This window comes from Pseudonocardia sp. P-1, from assembly GCF_058111925.1.
In genome coordinates, this window is record NZ_CM176614.1 from 4,816,855 (window position 1) to 4,833,866 (window position 17,012).

Below are 17,012 nucleotides of genomic sequence, written 5' to 3' on the forward strand. Positions count from 1 at the left end.
CGGCCCCGGCGGGGGTGCCGGCTCAGTCGGTCGGGACGTCGACCCCGGTCCCGGCGTCGTCCGGCTCCCCGGCGCCCCCGACCGGTTCCGGCTCGGCCGCGCCCTCCGACGTGGTGTCCGCGGACTCCTCGCGACCGGCCTCGGTGTCCCCGGCGTCGATCCGCCGGCCGAGCACCCGTTCCTCGAGCTCGTCGAGTGCGCGTTCCGGGTCGATCGGGGGGCTCTCGCGTCCGGTGTCGTTCTCGTCGTCGCTCACCCGACGGGGATACCCGGACGCCGCGAGGCCCATACCGGGCGCGGACGCCTCAGAGCCCGACGGTCGGCTGGTCCAGATGGACCCGGGCCAGGCGCTCCACGAGCTCGGGCAGCGCGCCCACCGGGCTGCCCCGCAGGTCGTCGCAGGCCTGCGCGACGGCGGCGGCCACGGCGTCCCGGCTGATGGCCGGGCCGAGTTCGTCGACCAGCCGGCTGACGGCGTCGGTGGCCCGGGCGAGCTCCGGCGTCACCGCAGGCCACCGGCGGACCGGCGGCAGGTGGACGTCCGACGACGACACGAACGGAGTCCGGAACGGATACCCATCTGCGTGTCGGTCATGACGATCCTTCCGTCGATCTTCACCCGGCCGAGGGGTGTGTACCCCGGGAGTGGCGCCTCAATCGCGTCGCGACGGGTGAACCCACGACCACGGAGCACGATCGTGACACCCTGTTCCATTCTGGGGTGGGCCGCACGAGGCACTGTCCGGCATGTTCGGCGACCCGCGGAGACTGCCCGGACCGCTCGCCGAGATCGGCGCGACCCTGCCCTGCGGTGCGACGTCGGAGCTGCTCGGGACGGCGTGGCGCGGGGTCCCGCCGGACACCGGCGCCGTCGTCGGGCTGGTCGTCGCGGTGCTGGTCGGTGTGCTGGTCGGGGTGGTGGGCACGGTCCGGTTGTTCCGCTGGGACCGCTGACGGGCTGCGCGTTCGGTCCGCGGGACCGAACGGGGCGCCGATCTTCGGTCCCGACGACCGAGGAATCGTGCGCCGATCTCCCTACCGTCTGCTCCATCGTTCCGTCAGAGCCGACGCGAGGAGGAAATCCGATGCGGACCTATGCACTGTCCGAACCGGTGAACGGCCACCACACCTGGCACGACGGCAAGCGCTACGCCTGGCTGCTGGGCCTGCTGGTCCCGGTCCTGCCGTTCCTCGCGATCGGTCTGCACCTGGCCACCGGCTGGTCGGTGGCGCTGTGGCTGGGTCCGATCGTCGTGCTCGGCATCGTCCCGACGATCGACCTGTTCGCGGGCAAGGACCCGACGAACCCGCCGGACGAGGTGATGGAGGAGCTGGAGGAGGACCGCTACTACCGCTGGGTCACCTACGCCTACCTCCCGCTGCAGTACGCGGGCCTGTTCGCCGGGATGTTCTACATCGCCACCGCCGGGGCGCCGGTGGTCGGCAACATCGGTCTCGCGATCACGCTCGGCACCGTCGCCGGCGTCGCCATCAACACCGCCCACGAGCTGGGCCACAAGCGCGAGGACGTGGAGCGCTGGGCCGCCAAGATCGCGCTCGCCCCGAGCTTCTACGGCCACTTCTACGTCGAGCACAACCGCGGCCACCACGTGCGCGTCTCCACCCCGGACGACCCGGCCTCGGCCCGGATGGGCGAGAGCTTCTACCGGTTCTGGCCGCGCACCGTGTTCGGCTCGCTGACCAGCGCCTGGCGCCTGGAGCGCAAGCGCTACGCCCGCCGCGACCGGCACCCGTTCCGGATCGGCAACGACGTCCTCAACGCCTGGCTGATGTCGGTGGTGCTGTGGGGCGCGATCATCGCGTCGTTCGGCTGGGGCGTGCTGCCCTACCTGCTGATCCAGGCCGTCTTCGGGTTCACCCTGCTCGAGCTGGTGAACTACATGGAGCACTACGGGATGCTGCGCCAGAAGGTCGGCCCGCCGGACCGCCGCCGCTACGAGCGCGTGCTGCCCGAGCACTCCTGGAACTCCAACAACATCGCCACCAACGTGCTGCTCTACCACCTGCAGCGACACTCCGACCACCACGCGAACCCGGTCCGCCGGTTCCAGACGCTGCGCGACTTCCCGGAGGCCCCGGTCCTGCCGACCGGCTACACCGGGATGATGCTGGCCGCGACCGTCCCGCCGGTGTTCCGCCGGCTGATGGACCCGCTGGTGGTGGCGCACTACGACGGCGACCTGCGCTACGCCAACCTGCAGCCCGGCAAGCGTGACGAGCTGCTCGCCGCCTACCCGCCGCCCGCCGACCCGGCCCCGGTCGCTGACACCGCCGCCGACGTCACCCGCCGCGCGCAGAGCGACGCCGTCACCGCGGCCCGCTGCCCCGGCTGCGGGTACACCTACGAGGTCGCCGCGGGCAACGAGGCCGAGGGCTTCCCGGCGGGAACCCCGTGGTCGCAGGTCCCCGACGACTGGTGCTGCCCGGACTGCGGGGTCCGCGAGAAGGTCGACTTCGTCGCGCTGACCACCGAGGAGGTCTGATGCGCATCGTCGCCGACCTCGACGCCTGCCAGGGCATCGGGATGTGCGAGGCCATGGCCGACGGCTGGTTCGAGGTGGGGGAGGACGACGTGGTCGTCGTCCGCGACGAGCACCCGCCGGAGTCCGAGCGGGCCCACGTCGACGCCGCCGTGCGCGCTTGCCCCGCCCGCGCGCTGGCCCTGGAGAACTGAGCACCTCGCCGCGACGCCCGCCCGGCACCGGATCCCCGGAGCCGGGCGGGCGTCGCGCTACGGTCGGTCCCGTGTCGACGGTGACCGCCCTGCTCGCCCGCCTCGCCACCGAGGTCCACGGCGACGTCGAGGCGCTCGGTGCGCGGGTGCTCGTCGAGATCGACGCCGGGCTGCCCGAGCTCGGCCGCGACCCCCGCGTGCGCGAGCTGCTGGTCGCCACCGTGCAGGGCTCGCTGGAAGGGGCGCTGGTCGTGCTGACCGGCCGGGCCCAGGACGACGTGCCGCTCCCCCCGGTCGCCGGGGAGCTCGCCCGCCGACTCGCCCAGCAGGGGGTCCCGGTCACGGTCGTCCTGCGGGCCTACCGGCTGGGCCAGTCGGTGTTCCAGCAGGAGCTCATCGGCCGCATCGCCGGGTCCGGGCTGGGGACGACCGAGGTCGGGGACGCCGTCCGTGCGCTCACCGCGGTCGCCTTCGGCTACGTCGACCGGGTCTCCGAGGAGATGGTCGCGGTCCACCAGGCCGAACGCGACGGCTGGGTCCGCCGCCGCGACGCGGCCCGGCTCGCGATGGTCGACGCGGTGCTCGCCGGGCGCGGCGGCACCGTCACCGAGGTCGAGGCGGCGCTCGGGCACCCGGTCGCGGGGGAGCACCTGGCCGCGGTGCTCTGGGTCGACCCGGACGCCCCCGATCCCGGCCGGGCCCTGGAACGTGCCGTCGCCGATGTCGGCGCCGCCCTCGGCTGCACCCGCGCCCCGCTCGTCGTCGCCCCGGACGCGGTCACGTCCTGGGCCTGGTACCCCGGCACGGGCGGGCCGGTGACCCTGCCGCCCGGACCGGTGTCGGTCGCGCTCGGCGGGCCCGGCCGCGGCCTCGACGGGTTCCGCGGCGCGCACCGCCGGGCCCGCCGGGTGCAGGAGGTGGTCACCGCCGCCGCTCCCGCCGCCCGGCTCCCGGTCACCACCGCCGACGACCTCGGCCCGCTGCTGCTGCTCGACGCGGGCACCCTGCTCGCCGACCGGGTCGCCGAGATCCTCGGCGACCTCGCGATCGACGACGAGCAGCACGCCCGGCTCCGCGACACCCTCGCCGCCTACCTGCGCGGCGGCGGCAGCCTCGTCGCGGCGGCGGGCGAGCTGCACCTGCACAAGAACACCGTGCAGTACCGGCTGCGCCGCGCCGAGGAGGTCCGGGGCCGGCCCCTCGGCGACGACCGGCTCGACGTCGAGGTGGCGCTCCTGGCCTGCCGGGTCCTCGGGGCGACCGTGCTGCGCCCGGCCGACTGACCGGCTCCGCGCGCCGACCCGTCGGCTGCCCCGGTGATCCGCCGGCTGCGTGCCGGCCGCCGCCCCGGCAGCAATCCCTCCTGCCGCGTGCTGATCCCCTGTCCGCGCGGTGATCCGCTCCGCGCGCGCGTCCGGACACGCGCGGGCAACGGATCACCACGCGGGGTACGGATCATGCTGCCCGCGGGAGCCGGTGCGCGACGGCGGCGAAGTCGTCGAGCTCCTCCCAGGTCCAGCGCACGACCGTCCGCACTCCGGGCCGGGCACGCAGGGCGTCCTCACGCCGTTTCTCCCGGACGACGGCGTCGGCCGCGCTCTCTCCCGGGCGTCGCGACCGCCCGTACTTGCCGAGGCCGTCGAACTCCCCGACCACCCCGTGGTCGGGCCACCAGAAGTCGACGACCCCGATCCGGTGGCCCCGCTCGTCGAGCACGGGATGCTGCAGCACCGGGCTCGCCACGTGCAGGCGGGCCATCCGGACGCGACTGCGTGACTCGCCCGGTCCGTCCGCGCGGGCGTCGGCGAACGCGACGACCGCCCGGGCCCGGCCGACGCCGTGGCGCCCGCAGGCGGCGAGTACCGCATCCCGCAGCCGGTCCGGCGTGACGAGGTGGCGGTGCAGGGCCGCGTCGGCGACGGCCACGGCGGTCTCGAACGGTGCCGTGCGGGCCACGTCGACGACGGTGCGGGCCACCGACGTCGTCGCGATGCCGCGGACGTCGACGACCTCGTCGGCGGACAACGGGGAGGCGTGCACGCGCAGCCGTGGCCCGCCGCGCCCGCCGGACGCGCCGTCCCGGGTGACGTGCACCGTGGTCAGAGGCACTCCCCAGACCGGCAGGCCGTGTCGAACGGCGGCGGACGGACCGCTGACCACGGCCCCGGGGGCGAGCGAGGGGACCGTCGCCTCCACCAGGGTCGCGTGCCGCGTCGAGGCGAACCGCAGACGCTCGTCGCCGGTCTCCAGGTACACACCGGGGCCGATCCCCGTCCATCGCCCGCTGCGCAGGGCGGCGCGGATCTCGGCCTCGGTCGTCCCGAGTCTCAGCAGGTCGCGGCGCAGCAGCGGTTCGTCCACGGCCCCGACCCTGCCCGCGCCCGACGCCCGCGCCGGAGCGGATCCGCCACCTGTGGAGCATTCCCGCGATTGTGGACGGGCACCCGATGATCGCCCTGTCGCGCGGTGATCCGCTCGGCGCGTGCGTCCGGACACGCGCGCCGAGCGGATCACCGCGCGCGCAGCGGATCATGGCTCGGGCGGAGGACCGGCGCGCGGGCGACCGATCAGCGTGTGGGCGGCGGGTCGAGGCGGGGGCGGCGGAGCACTGCGGCGGCGGCGGACCGGCGCGCGCGGAGGGGGCCGGGCGGGCGGTGGGTCAGAGCTCGCCCGCGAGCACCTCGTGGCCGCGCAGCCGGGGCAGCCGCAGCACGACGGCGTCGCGGTCGTCGCGGGTGGGGCGGGTGCAGTGCGGGCAGCGGACCCCGGCGGCGTCGCCGTGGCGGGCGGCGCGGCACAGGGGCACGACGGTGGCCGGAGCGGGTGCCTCGTGAGCAGGCATCGGCGTACCCCCGGGACGTCGTCGTCGTGTGGTCACCCCAGGCTAGCGCAGTCGGTGTGGTCCCCGTCACCCCGTCGTCGTCACGCGCGGTCGGCGAGGTGGATGCGGTAGAGGTCGGCGTGCCGGTCCGCAGCCGCCGTCCAGGTGTGGTCGGCGGCCAGCGCGCGACCGGCGGCCGCCCGCCGCGGGTCGGGGGCGGCCAGCGCGTCGGCGAGCGCGGCGGCGAACCCGGCGGGGTCGCGGGCGAACCGTGCCGCGTCGCCGAACACCTCGCGCAGCACCGGCAGGTCCCGGGTCACCAGCGGGACCCCGGCGGCCAGCGCCTCCATCGCGGCCAGGCCGAAGCCCTCCTTGGCCGACGGGAACGCGAACGCCGCCGCACCCGCCATCAGGCCGGGCAGCGCGTCGTCGTCGACGGGGCCGAGGATGTCCGGGACGACGCCCAGCTCGTCGGCCCGGGCGAGCACCCGGGCGCGGTAGTCGCGGTAGTCGAACAGCGTCTCGCCGCCGCCGATCACCAGGCGGGTACCGGGCCCGAGCAGCGCCATCGCCTCGACCAGGTCGGCGGTGCCCTTGCGCGGCTCGATCCCGCCGACCGAGAGCACGTAGCGGCCGAACCGGGCCCGCCACGGCGCGCCGGCGCCGGCGTCGGCGGCCCGGGCGAACCGGGCGGCGTCGACGCCGTTGCCGATCACCGTCGCCTCCCGGCCCCAGCCGGCGCGCACCTCCGCGGCGACGGCCCGGGAGACGCACACCAGCGCGGCCGGATGCACCAGCGCGCGTTCGTGGCAGGCGGCCAGCTCGGGGGTGCTGAAATCGTCGAGGTGGTGCACGGTGCGCAGCAGCGAGCCGTAGCCGTGCGCGCGGCCCTCGGCGTTGGCGGACAGGCAGTCCTGGGCGTGCCGGACGTCGACCGCGGGGGCGTCGGCCAGCCCGGCGGCCAGCAGGTCGATCGAGCGGAGGATGCGGGCGCCGACCGTCTCGCCGTCGATCTCCGGAACCGGGACCAGATGCACCGCGACGCGGGGGTCGACGGCCCGGAAGAAGCCGGTGTCCCCGCCACGGGCGAGGGAGAACACCGCGACCTCGTGCCCGGCGGCGGCGAGCGCCTCGGCCAGCGCAAGGGTGTGCACGACCCCGCCGCGCGGCTTGGTGGAGTAGGTGGACAGCCGTATCCGCACCGCTCAGCCCCGGTACAGGTCGGGTCGGCGTTCCTTGAGATGGTGCAGCACCGCGCGGGCGGAGGCGATCATCTCGTCGGGTTCGACGTCGGCGACGGCGAGCCCGCCCTTGGACCAGGTGCGGGCCAGGATGTCCCCGCCCGGCCCGACGACCTTCGCCCGGCCCAGGAAGTGCAGGGACCCGTTGCGCCCGCTCTGGTTCGCCGAGAGCAGCAGCACCTGGTTCTCGGCGGCGCGGGACTGGTCGTAGAGGTCGAACAGCCGGGCCTGGCGGTCCTGCGCCATCCGGGGGGCCCGGTTGGTCAGCGAGGTCGGCCAGGCCGACAGGCAGGCCAGCAGCTGCGCGCCGTCGAGCGCGAGCGAGCGGGCCGACTCGGGGAAGGTCTTGTCGTGGTCGATGAGCATCCCCATCCGCCCGGCGGGGGTGTCGAACGCGGTGAACCCGTCCCCGGCGGCGAACAGCCCGGCGACACCCGCGGGCTGGTGCACCTTGCGGTGCCTGCCGAGCACACCGTCCCCGGTCAGACAGACCGCGGAGTTCCACCGCACGCCCGGCTCGGGGCCGGCCTCGCAGAACCCCACGCACACCACCATCTCCCGGGCGAGCGCGGCGACCGCGCGCACCTCGGGCCCGTCCGGGTCGAGCTCGGGCGGCAGCACCGCGCCGTCGTCCGGGTCGGCGGGATCGGGGCTGCGCAGGTCGTGCACGTAACCGCCGAGCGCGCCGTCGGGCAGCACCAGCACACTCACGCCCTGCTCCCGGGCGTGCGCGACGATCACACCGATCCGCTCCAGGTCGAACGCGACGTCGCGGGTGAAGTTCGCGGCCGCCGCGGCGACGCGCACCTCACACCCCCGCGCGGACCGGGCCCGGCCCGTAGGCCGCCGGACGGCGGTCACGCAGGTGCCCCATCACGCGGCGGGCCGCGTCCACCTCCGCGTCCACGTCGACGGTCGCGACGGCGAGTCCGGCCTCGCTGCCGGTCGTCGCCAGCACCTCGCCCCCCGGGTCGACGATCTTGGCGCTCGCCACCAGCTGCATGTCGCCGAACGTACCGGCCTGGTTGGCCGAGACCCAGACGAACTGGTTCTCCAGTGCCCGGGAGCGGTCGTGCAGGTCGAAGCGACGGGCCCACCGGTCCTCGGCGAGGACCGGGGCACGGTTGGTCCGCGACGCCGGCCACGCCGACAGGCACAGCACGGTCCGGGCGCCGTCGTCGGCCAGTGCACGGGCGGCCTCGGGGAACGCCTTGTCGTAGCAGATCATCATGCCGGTCCGGCCGTACGGTGTGTCGAACGCGGCGAACCGGTCGCCCGCGGCGTAGCTGGAGTTCTCGTTGATCGGCTGGTGCACCTTGCGGTGGTGGCCGAGCACCCCGTCCCCGGTGACGGCGACACAGGAGTTGTAGGGCCGCCCGCCGGACGCGTCGTCCCCGGTCTCGCAGTACCCGGCCGCGACGACCATGTCCCCGGCCAGCGCGACCAGCCGACGGATCTCCGGCCCGTCCGGGTCCAGCTGCGGCGGGCGGTCGGCGGGGGTGCCGGGCACGTCGTGCAGCGACGACAGGTAGCCGCCCATCGCCGCCTCGGGCAGCGCGAGCACCTGCACCCCGGCCGCGCGGGCCCGGTCGATCGTGGCGGCGATCCGGGCGAAGTCCTCGTCGAGGTCGCGGACGAAGCCCTGCGCGGCGGCGCCGAACGTCGTGGGCGTCATCGAATCTCCTCGGGGTGGTGGACGGGGGAGCCGGCGCGGCCCATGCCGGTGACACCCGCGGTGACGGCCTCGGTCTGCTCGCCGTCGGGCCAGCGCAGCCGGACCCCGGCACCGGCGACGAGCTCGCCGCACTCGGCGGAGACCGCGGGGCCCGCGTCGGGGGCGGGTGCGCCGGGGTCGTCCGCGGTGAGCAGCCCGAACCCGGGGAAGCAGGTGAACCAGTCGCCGGCGGTGGCGCCGTCCGGCCGGGGACGGCGGCGACGTCGAGCACGGCGCCGACGCCGGAGGCCTCGGCGAGCATGCCGAGGGTCCCGGCGAGCCCCGCCATCGACACGTCCTTCGCCGCGGCGGGGCGGTGCGGCGCGTCCGGACCGATGGCGCCGACGGTCGCGGCCAGCTCGGCGCGGGTGCGCGAGGTCGTCGAGTCCCACTGGCGTCCGGTGTAGCCGGGACGCCAGCCGCCGCCGAGATCGGTGGTGAGCCGCACCCGGTGCCCGGGCCGCCCGCCGCCGGCGGGGACGGGGCTGTCGGTGCGTCCGAGCGCGGTCAGCGACAGCGCCGCGGGCACGTCGAGCTGGGTGTGCCCGCCGAGCAGCGGGACGCCGTAGGCGTCGGCTGCCGCGCGTAACCCGCTCAGCACACGGTGGGCGAAGGAGGCGTCCCGGGCGCCGACGGCGTCGAGCAGCCCGACCGGGGCGGCACCCATCGCCGCAAGGTCGTTGACGTTGACCAGCACCCCGGCCCAGCCCGCCCACTCCGGGTCGCGCTCGACCACCGCCGGCACGATCGCGTCGCAGCAGGCCACGACGTCGGTGCCCGGGACGGGGGCGCCGTCGTCGCCGACGAACCCGGCCGGGCCGAGGCCGCCGACCAGCCCACCCAGCGGTGCCTTGGTGGCGACGACGAGGTCCTGGACGCGGGTCACCGGCCACCGCATCGTCACGTGCGGGGCCCCGGCGACCTCGCAGTCGCGGACCCGGGTCCAGCCGAGCCGGTCGAACAGGACCGCGCCCGCGGCCTGGACGTCGGCGTCGAAACGCAGGACGCCGGCGGCCTCGGCACGCGCGCAGGCGGCGCGGACCAGTGCCGCCCCGACGCGGACCCCGGTGCGGCGCCGCGCGGTGGGGGCGACGACCAGCCTGCTGCCGGTCCACCACCCGATGTCGGGGTGGGCCGCCCGGGCCGGGCCGAGGCGCACCCCGCCGAGCAGGGTCCCGTCGGCGTCGTGGGCGAGCAGGACGACGACGCGCGGGTCGGCGTCGTGGTCGTCGAGGTCGGCGGTGGGCCGGTCGGGGAACAGCCCCTGTTCGACGCAGAACACCGCGCGGCGCAGCGCACGGTACCCGGCGACCCCCGAGTCGCCCGCGTCGTCGGCGCGGGCCTCCCGGATCGTCACCGGCGGGGTGTCGGTGCCGGCGACCGGGCGGCCGCCGAGCAGCTCGTCGGCGATCCAGCGGGGGGCGGGGGTGAGGTGACGGGGTGCCCCGCTCACGAAGCGGGGGCGGGGTCGGTGGTGCTCACGGCTCAGCCCCCCGCCGCCGACAGCGCACTGCACGCCCCGCAGGCCGCGCAGCCCGCCGCCTGGTCGGCGCCGCGCATCCCGGCGGCGCGGAGCACCGCGGCGACCCGGCCGGTGACGTCGGCGAGCAGGTCCGGGTCGGGAGCGGGAACCCCGTCGGCGAAGGCGAGGGTGCCGGGCAGCGGCCGGTAGGGGACGACGAAGGGGTACACCCCGGCCGCGACGAGCTCCGCGGCGCCGGCGACGAGCTCGTCGGGGTCCTCCCCGAGCCCGACGATGAGGTAGGTCGACACCGCGTTCGGGCCGAACACCCGCACGGCCTCGTCCCAGGCCGCCCGGTACTGGGACAGCCCGACGGTGGCCTTGCCGGGCATCCAGCGCCGGCGGACGTCGTCGTCGAGGGACTCGACGTGGATGCCGATCGCGTCGGCGCCCGCGGCGGCCAGCTCGGCGAGCACGCCGAGGTCGTCGGGGGCGGGCGGCTCGCACTGGACCTGGATCGGGAGCCCGGGGACGCGGTCGCGGATCGCGCGCACGCAGCGCAGCAGGTGCCGGGCGCCGCGGTCACGTCCGTTGGAGGTGCCGGTGGTCAGCACCATCTGGCGCACCCCGTCCAGGCGGACCGCGGCCTCGGCGACCTCGGCGAGCTGGTCGGGGGTCTTGACCGCCGTGGTCGCGCCGGACTCCAGGGACTGCTCGATGGCGCAGAACCGGCAGCGGTCGGCCTCGCCGTAGCGCACGCAGGTCTGGACCACGGTGGAGGCGAGCACGTCGTCACCGTGCAGCCGGGCGATCTTCTCGTAGGAGACGCCGTCGGCGGTGGTCAGATCGTAGAAGGCGGGTCGGGCGACGGTGTCGACGGCGAGGCCCATGTCGGTCACGCCCCCGCCGGGTTCGCGGCGCAGCAGCCGCCCGTCCCGGAGTCGGTACGGGGAGTCGGCGACGATCGGGACGGTGGTGGCCAGCCCGTCGACGAGCACGTGGCCGTCGGCGGACGGCCCGGCCCCGCCGGGGCGGCGCAGCGGGATGACCGACCCGAGGTCGGTCACGCCGGAGGGGCGCTCGGGCCCGGTGTCGGGGTCGAGCCCCACGCCGCGGACGGCCAGCTCGGCGCGGGCCCGCAGACCGGGCTCGGTACGGGACGGTGCGGACATGCGGACGGACCTCCGGGGATGTGACGGGCCGGGTACGGCGGGGTGCGACCGGCGCACCCGCCCGCGCCGAGATGCAGCCCACGGCTGCCGCGACGGACGACGCGGCGCCCTGAGCTGCATCTCGGTGCGGATGCGGGACGCGGTGGCGTCCCGCCGTGTCCTCAGAGCTGGTACGTCGAGTTGATGATCGCGCCCTTGCGGGCGTAGTGGATGAGCGCGTCCTGGACGTCGAGCGGGTGCGTCGGGATGACGCCCTCGATCAGGTCCTCCTCACGGGCACCGTGCAGCGACAGCCCGAAGCGGCAGCAGAACACCTTGCCGCCCTCGCTCATGAACGTCTTGAGCTGGTCGTTGATGTTGTGCTCGCCGGGGAACGCGGACGTGCCGGTCGTCGGGAAACCGCGGGTGGCCAGGCAGTTCAGCGAGCCCGGACCGTAGAAGTACATGGCCGACTCGAACCCCTTGCGCAGCGCGCGGGTCGCCTGCAGCACGGCCACGAAGCTGACCGAGGACTCGTGCGCGATGCCGTGCACCAGGGTGAAGTAGGTCTCGCCGTCCTCGGCCTGCAGGTCCGGGAAGACCTTCGTGCCGCCGTAGATGCTCGAACCCTCGGGCAGCGAGGGGTGCGGGATCTCCTCGAGGCTCTTCTTCTCGACGTCGGACAGCTCGGCGCTGGTCATGGGGATACTCCTCGTGGTGTGACGGATCCACGCCGGGAATACGGGTGCGTGGGAGCGCCGGGGCAGGGAGAATGCGATGGAATCGAGTCCCACCGTTTCCGGCGAGCACTACGACACCAGTGATCTGTTGCCGGAACGTTGAGAGCGGACTACGACGACAATTCCGGATCCGCTTTTTGTGACCGTCGTGTTGCGTAACACGGGGCAATGCTCCCGTCGTCCGAACGACACGATTCGGTAATACGACAGGTCGACCGCGGGGCCGTTCCCCTGATCCCCCACGAGGAGGCCCCATGACCGCGGTGATCCGGCGCGAGGACCGGCGCACTCCGCCGACCGAGCTCGACGGCGAGCACCGGACGGTGGTCGTCGTCGGCGGCGGACAGGCGGGGCTGTCGATGAGCCGCTGCCTGGACGTGCGCGGCATCGACCACCTGGTGCTCGAGCGCGACGTCGTCGCGTCGTCCTGGAAGCGGCACCGCTGGGACACCTTCAGCCTGGTCACGCCGAACTGGCAGTGCGACCTGCCGGACTTCCCCTACGCCGGGCCGGACCCGCACGGGTTCATGGTCCGCAGCGAGATCGTCGACTACCTGGAGGCCTACCGGGCGTTCGTCGACCCGCCGCTGCTCGAGGGCGTCGCGGTGACCCGGCTGCACCGCGACGAGCGGGGGACCTTCGTCCTGGAGACCTCCGCCGGGACGTGCACCGCCGACCAGGTCGTCGTCGCCACCGGCGGGTACCACACGCCGCTCACCCCGCCGCTGTCCGAGCCGCTGCCGGCCGGCATCACGCAGATCGGGTCCCAGGACTACCGCAACCCCGGCCAGCTGCCGCCGGGGGAGGTGCTGGTGGTCGGGTCCGGGCAGTCCGGCGCCCAGATCGCCGAGGACCTGCACCTGGAGGGGCGCAGGGTGCACCTCGTCGTCGGCCACGCGCCGCGGGTGGCCCGCTTCTACCGGGGCCGTGACGTCACCGACTGGCTCGACGAGATGGGCTACTACCGGATGCCGGTGACTCGGCACCCGCGCCGCGAGGCCGTGCGCGCCCAGGCCAACCACTACGTCACCGGGCGCGACGGCGGTCGCGACATCGACCTGCGTCGATTCGCCGCCGAGGGCATGCATCTCTACGGTGCGCTGACCGATCACGCGGGCGGCCGGCTCACCTTCGCCCCCGACCTGGAGTCCTCACTGGACCACGCCGACGAGGTCAGCGAGTCCATCAAGGACACCATCGACGGCTGGATCGCCGAGCAGGGTGTCGACGCGCCGGTCGAGGAGCGCTACACCCCGGTGTGGCGCCCGGAGCGCGAGGTCACCGAGCTGGCGCTCGACGGCTCCGGGATCACCTCCGTGGTGTGGTGCATCGGGTTCCGGCAGAACTTCTCCTGGATCGACCTGAGCGTGTTCAGCGGCCGCGGCTCGCCGGTGCACAGCCGCGGCGCGACGGCCGTCCCCGGTCTGTTCTTCCTGGGCCTGCCCTGGCAGTGGACCTGGGGGTCCGGGCGGTTCTCCGGGGTGGGCGCCGACGCGGCGTTCCTCGCCGAACGGATCCGCTCGCAGCGCGGCCTGACCTCGACCGGCGGCCGCGGCGACGTCTGCAACGTCCTCGCTCTGGGGTCCTGAGTGGACGATCCCGTCGACCCGTCCGACCTGGGCGGCACCTCCGGCTGGGGGCGGGTCACGGCGCCGGCCGACGTCGAGCCGGAAGCGCCCTTCGGCCAGCCGTGGCAGGGCCGGGCCTTCGCGCTCACCGCGCTGACCATGGGGCGCATCTCCGGGCGCAACCTGGACGCGTTCCGGCACGCACTGTCCCGGTTGGACCGCGCTCGCTACCTCGACGACGGCTACTACGGCCGCTGGCTGCACGCCGCCGAGCTGATGCTCGTCGACTCGGGCGTCCTGGCGCGCGGTGCGGTGGAGGCACGGGCCCGGCGTGGTCGCGGCGAGGACGTGCCCGAGCCGGCCGACCCACCGGTCGCGAAGCCCGACTACGCGCCCACCGCGCCCGGGTCGCTGCGGACCGTCGACGCCGCGCCGCGCTTCGCCCCCGGCGACCCGGTCCGCGCCCGCCGCGAGCCCCCGGACGTCGCTCCGCCCGCACCGTCGGCGGGCCCGGTCGGCCGCGGGCCGTGCAAGCTCCCGCGCTACCTGCGCGGGACGCCCGGCGCCGTGACCGCGGTGCGGCCCGCACACGTGCTGCCCGACACCCACGCGGTGTTCGCCGGTGAGCACCCCGAGCACGTGTACACCGTCGCGTTCGCCGCGCCGGACGTGTGGGGCCCCGGCGCGGATCCGCACGTCACCGTGCACGCCGATCTGTTCGAGTCCTACCTGGAGCCACGATGACCGACGACGATCCCGGTCCGGCGCTGCGCACCGCGGCGCTGGAGGAGCTGCTGGTCGAACGGGGGCTGGTGGACCCGGCCGTCGTCGACGGGTTCGTGCGCACCTACGAACGCGACGTCGGCCCGCTGAACGGCGCGACGGTCGTCGCCCGTGCCTGGACCGACCCGCAGTTCCGGGAGTGGCTGCTGCGCGACGGCACCGCGGCCATCGCCTCGCTCGGGTTCACCGGACCGCAGGGCGAGCACATGGTGGTGCTCGAGCAGACCGAGCAGGTGCACCACGTCGTGGTCTGCACGCTGTGCTCCTGCTACCCGTGGCCGGTCCTCGGGCTGCCCCCGAGCTGGTACAAGGACCCCGCCTACCGCGCCCGGGTCGTGCGGGAGCCGCGGACCGTGCTCGCCGAGATGGGGCTCGACGTGCCCCCGGAGCGGCGGATCGAGGTGTGGGACTCCTCGGCCGAGGTCCGCTACCTGGTGCTGCCGCGGCGGCCCGCGGGCACCGACGGACTCACCGCCGAGCAGCTCGCCGGGCTGGTCGGGCGGGACGCGATGGTCGGGGTCGCCGAGGCGGTGGAGCCGTCGTGAGCGCTTTGCTGCTCGACGTCGCGGGCCCCGCCGCCCCGCCGCGCGCCAACGGCGAGCTGGTGTTCACCGCGCCCTGGGAGGGACGCGCGTTCGGGCTGGCCGTCGCGCTCGCCGAGGCGGGGGTGTTCACCTGGGACGGCTTCCGCGACCGGCTGGTCGCGCGGATCGCCGCCGACCCCGCCGCCCCCTACTACGGCTGCTGGCTCGCCGCCTGCGAGGACGCGCTCGTCGCCGCGGGTCGGCTGGGCGGGGCCGACGTGTCCACCCGGGCCGCGGGCCTCGCCGCCCGCCCGGCCGGGCACGACCACGCCGGGCACGACCACGCCGGGCACGACCACGCCGGGCACGACCACGCCGGTCACGGCCATGGGCACGGCCACGGTCACGGCCGGTAGGAGAACGTCCACCCGTGGTGACGGAATGGTGCGGTGGACGCATTCCGCGCACTACCCCACGCGAATGCGGAACGGAACCGGGCCGACCCGAACGGGGCCGTGCGCGACCCGGCCGGTGTCACCGCTCGATAACCGATCATGTCTTCGCGGGGCCGATGCCCCGATGCGCGGATAGATTGGGGTCATGAGCGGATCCGGGTCGGTGGTCCTGCGGGCCGTCGCCTGGTGTGCCGGGGTCCTGCTGGTGGGTGCCGGAGTGCTGGCCGCCGTCGTCGTCGGGTTCGGCGCGCTCGTCGCGCCGGGGGAGGCGCGCGCGTCCCGCGAGATCGACCCGGCCACCGAGTTCGCCCGGCTCGCCGTCGACGACCCGGCCGCCGCGCTGCGTTCGTGCACCCCCGCCCGCGGGACCCTCGTCGACGCGCTGTCCGGTGCGCTCCCGGTCGGTGCGGTGCCCGGCGCCGACCGGTTCACCGCGACCGACGGGGACCTCACGTTCGTCTCGGCGCCGATCACCGGCACGCTGCGCGGCGCCGGGGACCGCGCCGTCTGGGTGTGGGGGCGGCAGGGCTTCGCCGTCGTCACCGACGACGCGCTCGCCCTCACCCCCGGGCTCCCCGGGCCGTCGCTCTACGCCACCGGCCCGGACGCGGCCGGCGCGGTCCGCTCCGCGACCTGTGTGGAGGCCGCGCAGCGCGCCGACCGCTCCGGCAGCGCGCCGACCCAGGGCCCGGTCGCGCCGCGCTGAGACGGCTCAGCCGCCGGGCAGGATCAGGCAGCTCGACGTGGCCTCGCCCAGCAGCCGGCCCCCGGCGTCGGTCAGCTCGGCCCGGGCCAGCGCGGTGCGGCGCCCGGCCTGCACGACGTGGCCGGTGCACGTCACGGTGCCGGTGTCGACGGTGATCCGGCGCAGGAAGCGCACCGACAGGTCCAGGCTGGTGTAGCCGGTCCCGGCGGGGAGCGTGGAGTGCACCGCGCACCCGCAGGCGGAGTCGAGCAGCGTGGCGTACACCCCGCCGTGCACCGAGCCGATCGGGTTGTACTGGTGCTCGCCGGGCTCGAAGGCGAACGCGACGCGCCCGTGCTCGGCGAAGACGGCCCGGAACCCGACGAGGCTCGCGATGGGCGCCCCGGGGAGGCGGCCGTCGACGATCCGGCGCAGGTACTCCAGTCCGTCCAGACCGGACGCGGCGGCGGCGAGCACCATCGGGTCGGTCCACTCGTGCTCGCGGCGGCGCGTGGCGGTGGCCGGGCCGGTCGTGGGTTCTGCTGCGGAGGTCATCGTGGCTCCTGCTCGGGGACGGGGGCTCCGGGGCCCGGTTCGAGGTGGACGTCGTCGGCGCGGCCCAGGCGGTGTCCGGCGGCGCACACGCTCATCAGGCGCACCGGGGCACCACAGCCGGTGTGCACGCGGACCACGGGCGGGCCGGCGTCGCCGGCGAGGTGCCGGTCGCCGAAGTCCATGAGCGCGGCCAGGACCACGCCCAGGTCGCGCCCGCGGCGGGTCAGGCGGTACTCGGCGCGGGTCCGGGCGCCGGGCTCGCGGTAGTCCACCCGTTCGACGACGCCGTCGCCGACCAGCTCGGACAGCCGCCGACTCAGGACGGTGCGTGCGACGCCCAGGCCGTGGGCCAGCTCGTCGAAGCGGGCGACCCCGCGGCCGAGGTCGCGCACGATCAGCACCGTCCACGGGTCGGCCAGCAGCGCCGCGGTGCGGGCCACCGAGCACACCTGGGACGCCGCCGCCGTCCGTGCGTCCATCCCCGCCTCCTGGGTATCGCTGCGCTACTCAGATGACAGGGTAGCCCGGCGCGGCGCACGGTGACAGTGCCCGGTCCCGTCGTGCGCGATTGATCGTGCGCACAGCGGGAAGTCGGGAGGGGACAACACACGAGCACGA

At 75.5% G+C, this 17,012-nt stretch carries 20 protein-coding genes and 1 pseudogene; 9 read left to right on the plus strand and 12 right to left on the minus strand.

The annotated features are described in order from the left end of the window. Positions 1 to 22: 22 nt before the first annotated feature. Together AC0GKK_RS23655 and AC0GKK_RS23660 are read right to left on the minus strand one after the other, a co-directional pair. Positions 23 to 256, minus strand: coding sequence for a hypothetical protein (locus AC0GKK_RS23655; RefSeq protein ID WP_405416156.1), 234 nt, complete (start codon positions 254 to 256; stop codon positions 23 to 25). A gap of 49 nt (positions 257 to 305) precedes the next feature. Continuing rightward, positions 306 to 554, minus strand: coding sequence for a three-helix bundle dimerization domain-containing protein (locus tag AC0GKK_RS23660; RefSeq protein ID WP_489882555.1), 249 nt, complete (start codon positions 552 to 554; stop codon positions 306 to 308). A gap of 193 nt (positions 555 to 747) precedes the next feature. On the opposite strand from AC0GKK_RS23660, the gene AC0GKK_RS23665 reads away from it, so the two are divergent. The 4 genes from AC0GKK_RS23665 (at position 748) to AC0GKK_RS23680 (ending at position 3,978) form a co-directional block, all read left to right on the plus strand. Then, the gene (locus AC0GKK_RS23665; RefSeq protein ID WP_350591249.1) at positions 748 to 954 is read left to right on the plus strand and encodes a hypothetical protein; all 207 of its coding nucleotides are present in this window, start codon (positions 748 to 750) and stop codon (positions 952 to 954) included. A 131-nt stretch (positions 955 to 1,085) separates the two neighbouring features. Beyond that, on the plus strand, positions 1,086 to 2,504 hold the full coding sequence (locus tag AC0GKK_RS23670) for a fatty acid desaturase (protein ID WP_476652069.1): 1,419 nt from the start codon (positions 1,086 to 1,088) through the stop codon (positions 2,502 to 2,504). Further along, on the plus strand, positions 2,504 to 2,695 hold the full coding sequence (locus tag AC0GKK_RS23675) for a ferredoxin (protein WP_062396337.1): 192 nt from the start codon (positions 2,504 to 2,506) through the stop codon (positions 2,693 to 2,695). The genes AC0GKK_RS23670 and AC0GKK_RS23675 overlap by 1 nt, the downstream gene beginning before the upstream one ends. A 71-nt stretch (positions 2,696 to 2,766) precedes the next feature. After that, positions 2,767 to 3,978: a PucR family transcriptional regulator gene (locus AC0GKK_RS23680; RefSeq protein ID WP_405416165.1), complete on the plus strand. Its 1,212-nt coding sequence runs from the start codon at positions 2,767 to 2,769 to the stop codon at positions 3,976 to 3,978. A 172-nt stretch (positions 3,979 to 4,150) separates the two neighbouring features. Here the strand turns inward: AC0GKK_RS23680 and AC0GKK_RS23685 are convergent, their stop codons facing one another. The 8 genes and pseudogenes from AC0GKK_RS23685 to AC0GKK_RS23720 form a co-directional block, all read right to left on the minus strand. After that, positions 4,151 to 5,056 carry a hypothetical protein gene (locus AC0GKK_RS23685; RefSeq protein ID WP_489882556.1) on the minus strand — a complete coding sequence of 302 codons (906 nt, stop codon included), beginning with the start codon at positions 5,054 to 5,056 and terminating at the stop codon, positions 4,151 to 4,153. Positions 5,057 to 5,354: 298 nt separating this feature from the next. Beyond that, positions 5,355 to 5,537: a hypothetical protein gene (locus AC0GKK_RS23690; RefSeq protein WP_157818271.1), complete on the minus strand. Its 183-nt coding sequence runs from the start codon at positions 5,535 to 5,537 to the stop codon at positions 5,355 to 5,357. Positions 5,538 to 5,617: 80 nt separating this feature from the next. Next, positions 5,618 to 6,718, minus strand: coding sequence for an MSMEG_0565 family glycosyltransferase (locus tag AC0GKK_RS23695; RefSeq protein WP_489882557.1), 1,101 nt, complete (start codon positions 6,716 to 6,718; stop codon positions 5,618 to 5,620). A gap of 3 nt (positions 6,719 to 6,721) precedes the next feature. Then, complete coding sequence (locus AC0GKK_RS23700) at positions 6,722 to 7,564, minus strand: carbon-nitrogen hydrolase family protein (protein WP_178374015.1); 843 nt, start codon at positions 7,562 to 7,564, stop codon at positions 6,722 to 6,724. A 1-nt stretch (position 7,565) separates the two neighbouring features. Beyond that, positions 7,566 to 8,432: a carbon-nitrogen hydrolase family protein gene (locus AC0GKK_RS23705; protein ID WP_208824309.1), complete on the minus strand. Its 867-nt coding sequence runs from the start codon at positions 8,430 to 8,432 to the stop codon at positions 7,566 to 7,568. Positions 8,433 to 8,724: 292 nt separating this feature from the next. Further along, a pseudogene (locus AC0GKK_RS23710) lies at positions 8,725 to 9,987 on the minus strand (MSMEG_0567/sll0787 family protein); the annotation flags it as partial. Beyond that, positions 9,957 to 11,105, minus strand: coding sequence for an MSMEG_0568 family radical SAM protein (locus AC0GKK_RS23715; protein WP_489882558.1), 1,149 nt, complete (start codon positions 11,103 to 11,105; stop codon positions 9,957 to 9,959). The gene AC0GKK_RS23715 and the pseudogene AC0GKK_RS23710, both read right to left, overlap by 31 nt. Positions 11,106 to 11,266: 161 nt before the next feature. Then, positions 11,267 to 11,785 (minus strand): MSMEG_0572/Sll0783 family nitrogen starvation response protein, encoded by a 519-nt coding sequence (locus AC0GKK_RS23720; RefSeq protein ID WP_178374012.1) that lies wholly within the window; start codon positions 11,783 to 11,785, stop codon positions 11,267 to 11,269. 293 nt (positions 11,786 to 12,078) lie between these two features. On the opposite strand from AC0GKK_RS23720, the gene AC0GKK_RS23725 reads away from it, so the two are divergent. The 5 genes from AC0GKK_RS23725 to AC0GKK_RS23745 all read left to right on the plus strand — a co-directional run bounded on the left by AC0GKK_RS23725 (position 12,079) and on the right by AC0GKK_RS23745 (position 15,860). Continuing rightward, entirely contained in the window at positions 12,079 to 13,413 is a 1,335-nt protein-coding gene (locus AC0GKK_RS23725; protein ID WP_489882559.1) for an MSMEG_0569 family flavin-dependent oxidoreductase, read from the plus strand. After that, positions 13,414 to 14,136, plus strand: coding sequence for an SH3-like domain-containing protein (locus AC0GKK_RS23730; protein WP_489882560.1), 723 nt, complete (start codon positions 13,414 to 13,416; stop codon positions 14,134 to 14,136). Further along, positions 14,133 to 14,720: a nitrile hydratase subunit alpha gene (nthA, locus tag AC0GKK_RS23735; RefSeq protein ID WP_337825846.1), complete on the plus strand. Its 588-nt coding sequence runs from the start codon at positions 14,133 to 14,135 to the stop codon at positions 14,718 to 14,720. Before AC0GKK_RS23730 ends, nthA begins: the two co-directional genes overlap by 4 nt. Further along, positions 14,717 to 15,115: a nitrile hydratase accessory protein gene (locus AC0GKK_RS23740; RefSeq protein ID WP_489882561.1), complete on the plus strand. Its 399-nt coding sequence runs from the start codon at positions 14,717 to 14,719 to the stop codon at positions 15,113 to 15,115. Before nthA ends, AC0GKK_RS23740 begins: the two co-directional genes overlap by 4 nt. Positions 15,116 to 15,299: 184 nt before the next feature. Beyond that, entirely contained in the window at positions 15,300 to 15,860 is a 561-nt protein-coding gene (locus AC0GKK_RS23745) for a hypothetical protein (protein ID WP_489882562.1), read from the plus strand. Positions 15,861 to 15,866: 6 nt separating this feature from the next. Here the strand turns inward: AC0GKK_RS23745 and AC0GKK_RS23750 are convergent, their stop codons facing one another. Next, positions 15,867 to 16,394 carry a PaaI family thioesterase gene (locus tag AC0GKK_RS23750; protein ID WP_489882563.1) on the minus strand — a complete coding sequence of 176 codons (528 nt, stop codon included), beginning with the start codon at positions 16,392 to 16,394 and terminating at the stop codon, positions 15,867 to 15,869. Further along, positions 16,391 to 16,873, minus strand: coding sequence for a winged helix-turn-helix transcriptional regulator (locus tag AC0GKK_RS23755; protein ID WP_405416192.1), 483 nt, complete (start codon positions 16,871 to 16,873; stop codon positions 16,391 to 16,393). The genes AC0GKK_RS23750 and AC0GKK_RS23755 overlap by 4 nt, the downstream gene beginning before the upstream one ends. Positions 16,874 to 17,012 lie beyond the last annotated feature (139 nt).

What these genes read in the sequence shown, in the direction of transcription:
- AC0GKK_RS23665 (WP_350591249.1), top strand. Translation starts at nt 748, where the DNA reads ATGTTCGGCGACCCGCGGAGACTGCCCGGACCGCTCGCCGAGATCGGC.
- AC0GKK_RS23670 (WP_476652069.1), top strand. Translation starts at nt 1,086, where the DNA reads ATGCGGACCTATGCACTGTCCGAACCGGTGAACGGCCACCACACCTGG.
- AC0GKK_RS23675 (WP_062396337.1), top strand. Translation starts at nt 2,504, where the DNA reads ATGCGCATCGTCGCCGACCTCGACGCCTGCCAGGGCATCGGGATGTGC.
- AC0GKK_RS23690 (WP_157818271.1), bottom strand. Translation starts at nt 5,537, where the DNA reads ATGCCTGCTCACGAGGCACCCGCTCCGGCCACCGTCGTGCCCCTGTGC.
- AC0GKK_RS23705 (WP_208824309.1), bottom strand. Translation starts at nt 8,432, where the DNA reads ATGACGCCCACGACGTTCGGCGCCGCCGCGCAGGGCTTCGTCCGCGAC.
- AC0GKK_RS23715 (WP_489882558.1), bottom strand. Translation starts at nt 11,105, where the DNA reads ATGTCCGCACCGTCCCGTACCGAGCCCGGTCTGCGGGCCCGCGCCGAG.
- AC0GKK_RS23720 (WP_178374012.1), bottom strand. Translation starts at nt 11,785, where the DNA reads ATGACCAGCGCCGAGCTGTCCGACGTCGAGAAGAAGAGCCTCGAGGAG.
- AC0GKK_RS23725 (WP_489882559.1), top strand. Translation starts at nt 12,079, where the DNA reads ATGACCGCGGTGATCCGGCGCGAGGACCGGCGCACTCCGCCGACCGAG.
- nthA (WP_337825846.1), top strand. Translation starts at nt 14,133, where the DNA reads ATGACCGACGACGATCCCGGTCCGGCGCTGCGCACCGCGGCGCTGGAG.
- AC0GKK_RS23745 (WP_489882562.1), top strand. Translation starts at nt 15,300, where the DNA reads ATGAGCGGATCCGGGTCGGTGGTCCTGCGGGCCGTCGCCTGGTGTGCC.
- AC0GKK_RS23750 (WP_489882563.1), bottom strand. Translation starts at nt 16,394, where the DNA reads ATGACCTCCGCAGCAGAACCCACGACCGGCCCGGCCACCGCCACGCGC.
- AC0GKK_RS23755 (WP_405416192.1), bottom strand. Translation starts at nt 16,873, where the DNA reads ATGGACGCACGGACGGCGGCGGCGTCCCAGGTGTGCTCGGTGGCCCGC.